The sequence below is a fragment of the Sunxiuqinia sp. sy24 genome, from assembly GCF_052677165.1.
The window spans coordinates 108,800-121,261 of sequence record NZ_JBQYLH010000012.1 but is presented as its reverse complement, the minus strand read 5'-3'; the positions used below and the strand labels follow the sequence as shown (position 1 = coordinate 121,261).

At 44.4% G+C, this 12,462-nt stretch carries 13 protein-coding genes; 8 read left to right on the top strand and 5 right to left on the bottom strand.

Annotated elements, in window-relative coordinates:
• Positions 1-98: 98 nt before the first annotated feature.
• The 5 genes from porV (at position 99) to ACUNWA_RS11885 (ending at position 4,674) form a co-directional block, all read left to right on the top strand.
• A complete protein-coding gene (gene porV / locus ACUNWA_RS11905; protein WP_445592137.1) occupies positions 99-1,265 on the top strand; it encodes a type IX secretion system outer membrane channel protein PorV in 1,167 nt (388 codons plus the stop codon).
• Positions 1,262-1,750, top strand: coding sequence for a 2-C-methyl-D-erythritol 2,4-cyclodiphosphate synthase (ispF, locus tag ACUNWA_RS11900; RefSeq protein ID WP_445592136.1), 489 nt, complete (start codon positions 1,262-1,264; stop codon positions 1,748-1,750). The genes porV and ispF overlap by 4 nt, the downstream gene beginning before the upstream one ends.
• Complete coding sequence (locus ACUNWA_RS11895; RefSeq protein ID WP_445592135.1) at positions 1,747-2,109, top strand: CoA-binding protein; 363 nt, start codon at positions 1,747-1,749, stop codon at positions 2,107-2,109. The genes ispF and ACUNWA_RS11895 overlap by 4 nt, the downstream gene beginning before the upstream one ends.
• Position 2,110: 1 nt before the next feature.
• On the top strand, positions 2,111-2,443 hold the full coding sequence (locus tag ACUNWA_RS11890) for a thioredoxin family protein (protein ID WP_445592134.1): 333 nt from the start codon (positions 2,111-2,113) through the stop codon (positions 2,441-2,443).
• A gap of 101 nt (positions 2,444-2,544) precedes the next feature.
• Positions 2,545-4,674: a tetratricopeptide repeat protein gene (locus tag ACUNWA_RS11885; protein ID WP_445592133.1), complete on the top strand. Its 2,130-nt coding sequence runs from the start codon at positions 2,545-2,547 to the stop codon at positions 4,672-4,674.
• Here ACUNWA_RS11885 and ACUNWA_RS11880 read toward each other — a convergent pair.
• Positions 4,671-6,671, bottom strand: a complete 2,001-nt coding sequence (locus tag ACUNWA_RS11880) for a urocanate hydratase (protein ID WP_445592132.1) — start codon at positions 6,669-6,671, stop codon at positions 4,671-4,673. The genes ACUNWA_RS11885 and ACUNWA_RS11880 overlap by 4 nt on opposite strands.
• Before the next feature lie 127 nt (positions 6,672-6,798).
• Here ACUNWA_RS11880 and ACUNWA_RS11875 point away from each other — a divergent pair, with 127 nt between their 5' ends.
• The 3 genes from ACUNWA_RS11875 to ACUNWA_RS11865 are packed head-to-tail and all read left to right on the top strand — an operon-like array spanning position 6,799 to position 8,654.
• Positions 6,799-7,392: a LemA family protein gene (locus tag ACUNWA_RS11875; RefSeq protein ID WP_445592131.1), complete on the top strand. Its 594-nt coding sequence runs from the start codon at positions 6,799-6,801 to the stop codon at positions 7,390-7,392.
• Positions 7,393-7,403: 11 nt separating this feature from the next.
• The gene (locus ACUNWA_RS11870) at positions 7,404-7,844 is read left to right on the top strand and encodes a TPM domain-containing protein (protein ID WP_445592130.1); all 441 of its coding nucleotides are present in this window, start codon (positions 7,404-7,406) and stop codon (positions 7,842-7,844) included.
• Between the two features lie 6 nt (positions 7,845-7,850).
• Entirely contained in the window at positions 7,851-8,654 is an 804-nt protein-coding gene (locus ACUNWA_RS11865; RefSeq protein WP_445592129.1) for a TPM domain-containing protein, read from the top strand.
• A 357-nt stretch (positions 8,655-9,011) separates the two neighbouring features.
• Here the strand turns inward: ACUNWA_RS11865 and ACUNWA_RS11860 are convergent, their stop codons facing one another.
• Genes ACUNWA_RS11860 through ACUNWA_RS11845 form a run of 4 tightly spaced genes read right to left on the bottom strand, consistent with a single transcriptional unit; the run spans position 9,012 to position 12,272 of the window.
• Entirely contained in the window at positions 9,012-9,788 is a 777-nt protein-coding gene (locus ACUNWA_RS11860; RefSeq protein WP_445592128.1) for a zinc ribbon domain-containing protein, read from the bottom strand.
• 24 nt (positions 9,789-9,812) lie between these two features.
• On the bottom strand, positions 9,813-10,910 hold the full coding sequence (locus tag ACUNWA_RS11855) for a Nif3-like dinuclear metal center hexameric protein (protein WP_445592127.1): 1,098 nt from the start codon (positions 10,908-10,910) through the stop codon (positions 9,813-9,815).
• Between the two features lie 31 nt (positions 10,911-10,941).
• On the bottom strand, positions 10,942-11,289 hold the full coding sequence (locus tag ACUNWA_RS11850) for a MerR family transcriptional regulator (RefSeq protein ID WP_445592126.1): 348 nt from the start codon (positions 11,287-11,289) through the stop codon (positions 10,942-10,944).
• Between the two features lie 11 nt (positions 11,290-11,300).
• Positions 11,301-12,272, bottom strand: coding sequence for a M23 family metallopeptidase (locus ACUNWA_RS11845; protein ID WP_445592125.1), 972 nt, complete (start codon positions 12,270-12,272; stop codon positions 11,301-11,303).
• Positions 12,273-12,462: the final 190 nt, after the last annotated feature.

Below are 12,462 nucleotides of genomic sequence, written 5' to 3'. Positions count from 1 at the left end.
TTTTTAGTTTTTTTCTACGTTCTCCATTTTGGGTTTCCTGCTTGGGAACTCTTTTATGATGACTTATATTTGCAACTCAATACTTTGAAACAGTTATAATGAAAAGACGATTCACCGTTCTTGCAGTTTTGATAGGACTCGGCTTATTCTCGAATGAGACATATGGCCAAGCGACCTCTTCAACAACAGGGGCTAATACAATTTTAACCGGTGTACCTTTTTTGACGATTGCTCCTGACTCACGTGCCGGAGCGATGGGAGACGCCGGGGTGGCATCTTCGCCCGACATGAACTCACAGCACTGGAACGCGGCCAAATATGCTTTTATTGAAAGCGAGATGGGCGTTGGCCTTTCGTACACCCCTTGGTTACGTAACTTGGTTGATGATATTAATTTGGCCTACCTGGTTGGGTATAAACGACTGGATGACCTTCAGACCATCAGTGCTTCCCTGCGCTACTTTTCGCTGGGCGATATTTCTTTTATGAGTGAGTATGGCGATTTTCAGGGGCAGCAAAGTCCCAACGAATTTGCGATTGATGTGGCTTACACGCGTTTGTTAAGCGACCATTTTTCCGGTTCGGTGGCGATGCGTTATATTCGTTCTGATTTAACCGGAGGACAGTTGGTTAATGGAGTCCCATCAACAGCCGGTAACTCCTATGCGGCCGACATCGCGTTTTATTATCAAAATGAAATGCGCGTTAACCGAAAAGAATCTGTTTTTTCTGCCGGTATAAATATTTCCAATATCGGAAGCAAGATATCTTATACCGATGGGCAAACCAAAGACTTTATTCCAACCAACCTAAAATTGGGAGTGGGTTATCAAACGGAAATGGATCAGTACAATACGATTGGTTTTTACTTCGATATTAACAAGTTGTTGGTACCAACACCGAGTACGGATACCGTGGATATTGTAGGAGGTGGTTTTAGTGATGATAAATCGGTGATCTCCGGTATCTTCAGTTCATTTGGCGATGCACCGGGTGGGATGAAAGAAGAACTACAGGAGATTAGCTATGCTTTGGGAGCTGAATATTGGTACAACAAGCAGTTTGCTTTACGTGTTGGTTATTTTTATGAAAATGAAAATAAGGGTAACCGTAAATTTATGACGGCGGGAGCGGGTTTGAAATTGAATGTTTTTGCTCTCGATTTCTCCTACTTGATACCAACCGAGCGAAATCATCCGTTGGAAAATACCTTGCGTTTTTCCCTTTCTTTTGACTTCGAATCTTTTAGCAATCAACGCCGATGATGCCATTTCGTATTGGATATGGCTACGATGTTCATAGTTTAGCCGCTGGTGAAAGCTTATGGTTGGGGGGCGTTCTTATTCAACATGATAAAGGAACGGTTGCGCATTCCGATGGCGATGTGATTATTCATGCTTTATGTGATGCCATGCTTGGAGCTGTAAAACTTCGCGATATTGGCTACCACTTCCCTGACAATTCAGCTGACTTTAAGAATGTAGATAGTAAGAAATTGCTTGTCAAAGTGAACGAATTGGTTGAAAGTAAAGGGTACATCCTGGGAAATGCTGACATTACAATTGCTGCCCAAAAGCCCAAATTGAAAGATCATATCCCGTTAATGGAACAAAAGCTGGCAGAAGTACTTCAGGCTGATGGTGATGCTGTTTCAATAAAAGCGACGACGACGGAGAAACTGGGATTCGAGGGACGAGAAGAAGGTATGTCGGCTCATGCCGTTGTTTTGTTAATTAAAAAAGAAGCATGAGGGAAAAAACACTAGTCATTGGGGCGAGTGAGAAAGCTGAACGGTATTCAAACAAAGCCATCAAAGCTTTAAGAAACAGCGGACACCCGGTTGTTGCCATTGCTTCGCGTTCAGGAAAAGTGGGTGATGTCGAATTTGATACAGCTAAGAAATCCTATTCGGCAATTGATACCGTAACACTTTATGTTGGTCCACGTCATCAGGTCGATTACCACGATTATCTCCTTGACTTGAATCCCCGGCGGGTAATTTTTAACCCAGGAACAGAGAATAAGGAATTGGCTCAAGAGCTCGAAAATAATGGAATTCAAGTTGAAGAAGCCTGCACGTTGGTCTTATTAAGCATTGGAGCCTATTAGCATGTATCAAACGATTAAAACCCTGGAAGACTATAATAGCCTGCTCGAAAGCGAACCGGCACTTCTGATATATTATTCTACCATTGAATGCCATGTATGCAAAGTACTAAAGCCAAAAATTAGGGAGATGATCCAGCAAAGCTTTCCAAAGATTAAACTGGTCTATGTCAATTTAAATGAATCTCCAGAATTAGCTGCTCAAAACAGCATCTTCGTGGTGCCAACGATCCAGCTTATTCTGGATGGGCACGAATACATCCGGAAAAGTAGAGGTTTTAGCCTGAATGAACTGCAAGATCAATTAGCTCGACCTTATCAATTAATGTTCTCCTGAAAAATTTGGAGAAACAGATAAATTAGGGTTATTTTTACTAGCAAATTAAAGTGTTTGCTTTGAGAAGATTAATAAGTCTTTTTCTCCTTAGTCTCTGTTCCATGTTTCCTAGTCATGGTCAGTCAAAAACATCAGAGATAGATAGTTTACTTGCAGTATTGCCTAATCTGCAAGGCCCCGAGCTGATTGAAGCCTACCTCCATTTGGCCGAATCGTATGTGTATCTCACACCCGAAAAAACCATTGAATTTGGTGAACGAGCACTCGGACTGCTGAAGGAGTCCGAATGGCAGGACCGTATTTGCTATGCTAATTTGTTGATAGGAACAGGTAACATGGCTGTCGGAGAATTTAACAAAGGCGAAGAATTTATTACTCGTGGCTTGGCGCTGGCCCGTAACCTTAAGAACGATAAGTACATTAGTATTGGCTTAAGTGCTTTAGCCACTTTTCATATGAATACCGGAGATTATGTGAAAGCCATGGAGCTGTTTAAAGAAACCCTTGAAAAAGCGAGACGGGCAGGTTTGCCTGATTGGGAGGCACGTGCCAAATTAAATATCGGTTCCATTTTGACCAACCAGGGGGATCGTGCTGGCGGATTAAGGTACATGACGGAAGCTCTGGTTTATTTTGAATCAACCGATAATACGGCTATTGCCGCTCGAATAACGAACAATATAGCGGTAAACTACCATGCCTGGAATGATTATGACTTGGCACTAAAGTACTATCGTAAAACCCTCCGGGCTTATGAAACTTCAGGAGACCTTCTGGGCAAAGTGGTTGTTCTGAATAATATTGGTGAGATTTATAAAGATAAGGGGCAGTATGCCATGGCTCTGCAATACTTTAATCAAATTTTTGATCTGGCTGAAGATCATCAAATTGGTGATTTCTACCTCGCACTAGGATGGGTTGGCTTGGCTGAAACTTACTCTTTGCTAGGAGATGATGATCTGGCTCACGAATATGCTAGTCAATCGCTCCATATTTTTGAGTCTCTGAACGTGAAGGAAGGAGTGGTCAATGCCAAACTGATTTTGGCTCAGGTTAATATGAGTCAAGGGAGGTTAGCAGAAGCCAGCGGTATCGTGGATGATTGTCTCGGACAGGCCTTGAAGCTTGGCATGAAGGATTTAATCCAAAGGACGTATTTGTTGAAATCTGAGATTCTTCAAAAACAAAAAAATTATAGCGAAGCCTTGGAAAGCTATAAGAAATATGTGACAATAGCCGATTCACTGAAACATGAGAAACAAACTCATCAGCTGGCTCTTCATCGGGCCGAGATGGATATTTCAGAGAAGGAAAATGAGATTGAATTGCTGCAAAAGAACAATGAAATTAAGGATCTGCAATTGTTGAAACAGAAATCACAATCGCGTACGCTCATTATTGCCATTGTGTTGCTGGTTGCCGTGGTTGGTCTTTCGTTGAGCTACAATAAAGCCCGAAAAAAAGCGAATGACTTGTTGCAAGAGAAGAATGATCAGATCGTGGAGCAGCACGAAGAATTGATCCGGGTGAATCAAACAAAAGACAAATTTTTGTCGATTATTGGACATGATCTTCGAAATCCAATTGGTGCTTTTAAAGATGTCGTCAGTCAGCTGGCCGAATTCCCTGAAATGTTTCCTGATGAACTGCGTAAACAGATTTTGGATGAATTGCGTGATGAAGCTGAAAATACCTATTTTTTACTTGACAACCTTTTGCTGTGGGCGAAGACTCAGAAGAACAGCATTCAGTTTAAACCCGAAAAGTTAAAACTAAACTTGGTGATCAAGAACAATATCATTTTAAATACGCGCTTTGCTAAACGAAAAAAGATTGAGCTTACTTCGAATGTTGAGGAGGGAATCATGGTTTATGCCGATCATAACATGGTTGATTTGATTATTCGGAACTTGCTTTCCAATGCGATTAAGTTTACGCCTGAGGAGGGCAAGGTGCACCTGAATGTAACGGCTATTGACGACACGGCTTATCAGGTGAGTGTACAGGATTCGGGCGTTGGCATCGCAGAAAAAGACATTCCCCGCCTTTTCGACAAGAACGATCACCTGTCGACTTACGGAACCGACAATGAAAAAGGTTCGGGCCTTGGCTTGATTCTATGTCAGGAGTTTGTTGCCATGAATGGTGGCGTGCTCAAGGTCGAGTCAGAACCTGGAAAAGGCAGTACTTTTTCATTCACGCTGAAGAAATACAAAGCTGAAATGGCTTAGAACAAACCATCTAACAGCTCATCAGCGCTGGGGGTTGGTAGCGTTACCTGAAGCTGAGGGGTGTGTTCCATCGCTCGCTTAATGGCAAAGTTCGCCGACGAGTTTCCGGCCCAGTTTCGGCGGGCAATGCCATTATTTACATCCCAGTGAAGCATTTGTCTGATGCGTTGGTCAGCTTCTTCCGACCCATCAATGGTCATCCCAAAACCGCCATTGATGGATTCGCCCCACCCAACGCCGCCGCCATTGTGGATCGACACCCAGGTGGCACCGCGAAACGAATCGCCCAGCACATTCTGAATAGCCATATCAGCAGTGAGCGAAGAACCATCGTAAATGTTAGAAGTTTCCCGGTAGGGCGAATCCGTGCCCGACACATCGTGGTGGTCACGCCCTAACACAATCGGAGCAGAAAGTTTCCCTTGACGAATGGCTTTGTTAAAAGCCAGCGCGATTTTGATGCGCCCTTCGGCATCGGCATAAAGAATACGGGCTTGCGAGCCGACGACCAACTTGTTCTTGCCAGCTTCTTCAATCCAGTGGATGTTATCTTGCATCTGGGCTTGAATTTCGGCCGGCGAATGGCTGTATATTTCTTTTAATACCGAAGCGGCAAGCTCATCCGTTTTTTTCAAATCGGTTGGATTGCCAGAGGTGCAGACCCATCGAAACGGGCCAAAACCGTAGTCGAAAAACAAAGGGCCCATAATGTCTTGCACATAGGATGGGTAGCGGAATTCATGACACTCATTATAGACATCGGCACCAGCCCGGCTGGCTTCCAGCAGGAAAGCGTTGCCATAGTCCCAGAAATACATGCCCTGCGCTGTCATTTTGTTGATGGCTGCCACATGTCTTTGCAAACTTTTGGCCACTTCTTCCTTGAATTGCTCGGGTTGGTTGGCCATCATCTGGTTGGCTTTGGCAAATGAAAGACCAGCCGGATAATAGCCGCCACCGAAAGGGTTGTGCAGCGATGTTTGATCCGAACCCAGATCAACCTCAATATGTTCATCGGCAAATTTCTCCCATAAGTCAACGATGTTGCCTTGGTAAGCGATCGACACCGCTTCCTTGTTTTGCTTGGCCTCCTTCATGCGGACGATTAGTTCGTCCAGGTTTTCGTAAACTTCATCAACCCAGCCTTGTTCGTGGCGTACCTGGGTAGCTTTGGGATTGATTTCAGCAACCACACCAATCATGCCTGCGATTTTGGCGGCTTTGGGTTGCGCTCCCGACATGCCGCCTAGTCCGGACGAAACAAACACCTGACCACCCATTTTGGCGGCACCCCGCAAGCGGGCGGCATTCATCACCGTAATGGTGGTTCCATGCACAATGCCCTGTGGTCCGATGTACATGAACGAACCGGCCGTCATTTGTCCGTATTGTGTGACTCCCATAGCATTCATGCGTTCGTAATCTTCGTGGCTGGAGTAGTTCGGGATTACCATGCCGTTGGTAACCACCAAGCGCGGCGCGTTGGGGTACGAGGGGAATAAGCCCATGGGATGACCAGAGTATAAGACCAGCGTCTGCTCATCGGTCATTTCCGATAGGTATTTCATGCAAAGGCGATACTGTGCCCAGTTTTGAAAAACAGCTCCATTACCACCATAAGTAATTAGCTCGTGTGGGTGTTGGGCCACGGCGTGGTCCAGGTTATTTTGAATCATGAGCATGATGCTGGCCGCCTGGGTTGACTTGGCGGGATAATCGCTAATGGGGCGGGCTTTCATTTCATAGTCCGGACGAAGCCGGTGCATGTAAATGCGGCCGTAGGTCTTCAATTCTTCGGCAAACTCTGGTGCCAAAATGGCATGCTGCTCCTGCGGGAAATAGCGTAAGGCATTTTTTACAGCTTGTTTTTTTTCGGCTATGCTCAATACATCCTTTCGCTGCGGAGCGTGGTTGATATCTGGTTGGTAGGGTTTCGCCGTTGGAAGTTGTGTTGGAATACCAGCTTTGATTTGTGCTTGAAATTCGTCTTTAGTCATAGCCTGCGTTTTTTGGTTCACCTTTTGAAAGGATAGGTCTGACAACAAAATTGCGACATTCGCCGAAAAGAAACAGTGATTTTCGTTCGGTTTTGTCATATTTGTATAACATCAAAAATAAATTGAAATGAAGAAAACCTGGATTATTCTGGCTGTAATAGCCGTTGTTATATTACTTATTTTTTCCTCGGTTAAAGGAACCTACAACAGCATGGTTTCAAAAGATGAAACCGTTAATGCCAGCTGGGCGCAAGTAGAGAACGTGTATCAGCGACGGGCCGATTTGATTCCGAATTTAGTGAATACCGTGAAGGGCTATGCCTCGCATGAACGGGAAACACTTGAAGGAGTGATTGAAGCGCGTTCGAAAGCTACTTCGGTTAACATCAATCCCGAGAACTTGAATGAGCAATCGTTGCAACAGTTTCAGCAGGCGCAGGCAGGTTTAAGCTCGGCTTTGAGCCGACTGATGGTTGTTGTGGAGCGTTATCCTGACCTAAAAGCGAACCAGAGCTTCCTGGACTTGCAGGCTCAGCTGGAAGGTACTGAAAACCGGATTACGGTAGAACGTCGCAAGTTTAATGAGAGTGCCCGTTCGTTTAATACGTACATTCGCTCTTTCCCAAAAAATATTTATGCTAATCTTTTCGGTTTTGAAAAGAAAGCCTACTTTGAAGCCGAACAAGGCGCTGAGAAAGCTCCTGAAGTAAGTTTCGACTAAAAAAACAAACCATGTCAGTACAAGATTTTTTTACAGACGAAGAGAAGAAACAGATTACCGATGCCGTAAAAGCAGCCGAGTTGAATACCTCGGGCGAGGTGCGGGTGCATGTTGAAGGCAAATGCCCGGAAGATGTGCTTGACCGCGCGGCTTATTGGTTCGAAAAGTTAGCCATGCACAAAACGGAGCTTCGCAATGGGGTGTTGTTTTACCTGGCCGTGACCGATCAGAAGTTTGCCATTTTGGGCGATGCCGGTATTAATGCCAAAGTTCCCAGCGATTTTTGGGATGAAATAAAAGAGCACGTGCTTTCGAAGTTTAAAGAAGGCCGGTTTGCTGATGGTTTGTCGGAAGGAATCCGGATGGCCGGAGAGCAGCTTAAAGCGCACTTTCCATACCAAACAGACGATGTCAATGAATTATCGGATGAAATATCATTCGGAAAAAAATAGAACAGCATGTTAAAAAGACTTTCATTTTTACTATTACTTTTTTTAAGCCTGGTGGTTTCGGCACAGGATCTTCCCGAGCGGCCCAATCCGCCGCGATTGGTGAACGATTTGGCCGATGTGCTGACCAATGCTGAGGAGCAGCGCATGGAAATGGAGCTGGAGCAGTTTGCCCGCGAAACTTCCAACCAGATTGCCATCGTAACGGTTCCGAGCCTGAACGGCTACGACGCGTCGAGCTTTGCTTTTCGTCTGGGCGAAGAGTGGGGCATTGGTCAAAAAGACAAGGACAATGGCGTGGTGGTTCTGTTCAAACCTAAAAAAGGCAACGAGCGTGGACAAATTTTCGTGGCTGTGGGTTATGGCCTGGAAGGGGTTATTCCCGACGCTGTGGCTAATCGCGATATTATCGATTACGAGATGATTCCCCGCTTTAAGCAGGGCGATACCTTTGGTGGTTTATATGCCGGAACACAGGTTATCATGGGCTTAGCCAAGGGCGAATTCTCGGCTCAGGAATATCATGAGAAAGCCTCCGGGGGAAGTGGCGGTTTTCCCTTTATCTTCTTGCTGTTCATCATCTTCTTTTTGATTATCCCCATTTTCCGCGGACGAAAACGCTACTACAGCACCGGAACACGTGGAAGCAGTTTGCCATTTTGGCTGCTGATGGGTGGCATGATGGGATCAGGACGCAGCCATGGCGGTTCGTTCGGTAACTTCTCAAGCGGAGGCGGAAGCTTTGGTGGAGGTGGTTTCGGCGGATTTGGCGGCGGCGGATTTGGTGGCGGTGGCGCTGGCGGAAGCTGGTAAAACCCGACGCAACAAATGAGTGATTCGTCAAGGGATCCGATCTTTTTTTCAGAAAGATCGGATCCCTTTTTTTGTGCAGGTGCTTTGTTAGAGTATGTTGGTAAACATCAAATCCTTACGCGACGATTAGCTGGCTATAAACAGCTACTTTCCAGTTGCTGTTTTTTTGGGGGAAACAGAGGCGCGGTGAGCTAATTACTTTTCCAAAGTTTAAAGCTTTGGAAAAGCTATAATTATTTCCCCGCCGGGAGAAGCAAACAAAAATCGGCTGGCTTTTATTTCGCGCAGCAGACTAGTGGAAACAAAAAAACCTTTAGAGATGCTCTAAAGGTTTTTTTTATGCTTTGTTGTTGGCAACTATTCAGCCTGGTCTAACTGATCGGGCTCCAAAATATCTTTGTCAACCAAGATTCGTCCGCAGTATTCGCAAACGATAATTTTCTTGCGGTTGGCAATGTCCATTTGGCGTTGCGGTGGAATTTTGTTGAAACAACCACCACAGGCATCACGCTGAACGGTAACGACAGAAAGGCCATTGCGGGCATTCTTGCGAATCCGTTTGAAGGCAGTCAGCAAGCGAGGCTCAATGACGCTTTCAATTTTTTCGGCTTTGCCTTTTAGCTTTTCTTCTTCAATTTTCGTTTCCGCTGTAATTTCTTCCAGCTCCGCTTTTTTGCGTTCCAAATCTTCTTGGCGCTCTGACAGCAACGTTTTTGAAGAATCGATGGCTTCTTTTTTAGACGCTAATTCGGCCGTAAATTCTTTGATGCGCTTTTCAGAAAGTTCGATTTCCAGTTTCTGGAATTCAATCTCTTTGTTCAATGAATCGTACTCGCGATTGTTGCGTACGTTGTTTTGTTGCTCGGTGTACTTAGTAATCAGCGCTTCCGATTCTTTGATAGCGGCTTTGCGGTTTGTAATTGACGTTTCAAGGGTTTTGATGTCGTCACTGTAATTGCTTACGCGAGTACTCAAACCGGTAATGTCATCTTCCAGGTCCTGCACCTCTAACGGAAGTTCACCACGAAGGGTTTTAATCTTGTCAATATCAGAAACAACTGTTTGTAACTCGAAAAGGGCTTTTAGCTTTTCGCTAATTGGAACTGATTTGTCTTCTTGGTACTGTGTATTCATATTTGAATGCTCTAATTTTCTTTGTTAAACCAGGTAGTTTACCGGGTTGGTATTTACACCGGATAAACGGATTGCAAATTTAGGGAATTTTTTTGTAAGTAATTCATAAAAAACTTCTTTAGTGAATTGCTCACTCTCAAAATGACCGATATCGGCCAGCACTATTTTGCCTTCCGCTTCAAAAAACTGGTGGTATTTTAAATCACCGGTCACAAATACATCGGCTTTAGCAGCAATGGCTTGTTTGATCAGGAAACTTCCGGAACCGCCACAGACGGCAATTTTTTGTACTTTCTCATTGCGTAAAGGGCTGTGTTTGATAACGCCCGTTCCAAATGTTTTCTTGGTCATGCGAAGAAAGCGTTTCTCGTCCATAGGCTTGGGCAGCTCGCCAACCATACCGATACCTACTTGCGGGTGAAGGTTGTCGAGCGAATAAATATCGTAGGCCACCTCTTCATACGGATGGGCTTCGGTTAGGGCGCGGATGACTTTCGATTCGATGTGTTTGGGGAAAATGGTTTCAAAGCGCAACTCATTTTCGTAATGAATCTCTCCCGGTTTACCAACAAAGGGCTGGGTAGTTTCATCGCCGCGAAAGCTACCTTTCCCGGGAATGGAGTAGGCGCAGGAATCGTAATGGCCAATTTGTCCGGCACCTGTCTTGAAAATGGCTTGCTGTACTTTTATGGCCTGGTCAAAAGGAATAAAAGTGACTAGCTTTTTTAATTGTCCGGCAACTGGAGAAAGTACCTGGCAATTTTGGAGGCCCAGTTTCTCGCAAATTTTGCTGTTTACTCCGCCAATCACACTGTCGAGATTGGTGTGTGAGGCATAAATGGCAATGTTATTTTGAATGGCTTTGATCACGCAGCGTTCGACTTCGTTTTTACCATTCAGCTTTTTCAATCCACCAAAAATCAGCGGGTGGTGAGCAATGATCAAGTCGCTTTTGCTGGCGATGGCTTCGTCCAGCACTTCTTCGGTAACATCCAGCGTGATGAGTGCCTGCTTAACTTCTTTGTCTGGATCTCCAACCAACAGTCCTGCGTTGTCATACGATTCCTGATAAGCCAGGGGCGCAACCGATTCGAGGTAAGTGGTGATTTCGCTTAATATCATGTTTTCAGTTTTCAGATTTCAGTCGCCCGGTTTATTGAGGGTCATCCATTTTCTCTTGAATGTCAAGGAGCATGTACTTGATAGATTGTAATCGATCGACTAATTGATGTTTGTCCAGGGTGTCTTGCTTGTTGTCTTTTAGCTTTTGCTTGGCTCCTTTCAGAGTCAGGCCACGCTCTTTTACCAAATGGTAAATCAGCTTAATATTTTCAATATCCTCCTTGGTGAAGAGTCGGTTGCCTTTTTTGTTCTTTTGGGGTTTCAGAATGTCAAATTCATTCTCCCAAAAACGAATGTGTGAGGTGTTGACCTCAAACATGTCAGCTACTTCACCAATCGAATAAAAGACCTTTTCTATCTTGGGTTTTTTGTAAGGCACGACTCACCTGTTTAATCGTAAGATTGTCCCATATTGGACGAAATGGCAATCATCTTTTCATATTCCTGAGGCGTTAAATCCTTGAAATAGTAGTATTGCGGATTCACGGCTTTCCCTTTTTTGTGCACTTCGTAGTGTAAATGGGGACCTGTTGATTTGCCGGCATTCCCAACATAGGCAATCACGCTGCCTCGTTTTATTTTTTGTCCTTTTTTTACATTGAACTCGTTGAGGTGTCCGTAAAGCGTTTCATAGCCAAAGCCATGGTCTATAACAACCCATCGTCCGTAACCACCCCGCGAGGTTTTAACCTCTTTTACCACGCCGTCTCCAGTGGCATACACTTCAGTCCCGATTGGGGCTGTAAAATCCATTCCGTAGTGAAACTTACGAATTTTATAAACTGGATCAATTCGAAACCCCCAGCCAGAGGCTGTTCGTCTCAGGTCTTTATTGGAGATAGGCATCACCGCAGGAATGCTCGAAAGCATTTGTTCTTTGTCTAATGCCAGTTTTAATACTTCGTCGTATGATTTGGATTGAATGTAGGCTTCTTTGGCAATTACATCCAGCTTGCGCGCTGTATTAATGACCAATTCTGAATTCTCGAAACTTTCCAGATGCGCGTACTTATTAACGCCTCCAAAGCCAGCTTTCCGAACAGAATTGGGGATGGGATCCGCTTCAAAGATAATCCGGTATAAGTTGTCATCCCGATGTTGAATATCAGTTAAAACCTCTTCAATGCTTTCCAGGTTTTGATACAGCAGTTCATATTGTGATACTAAACGCCGATTTTCGCGCTTTATACTTCGCATTTTAGGCGTTTCGTAAAACTGAAGAAAGACCACTGCCAACAAGGTGCCAACCACAATGCTGGAGGAGAAAAACAATAAAAAACGGTGGATTTTCGATTTTAAGTTGCGTTCAACCTTGTCATAACTTAGTGTTTCGGGGTTGAATTTATACTTAACTTTTGCCATAAAAACCAATTTCTTTTTTCCGATATGTAACAAATTTAAGTAATTAATCTAACTTTGCAAGACTTAAAAAATCAGGCAGATTAACTACAAACGCAAAAGTAATTGAAATATTGAGTTAATAAGTTTGATTGGGGTGCCGGCAGGTGCTTTTTAACAAAAATTAAACGTATTCGGATCCCGGAATCTGAAT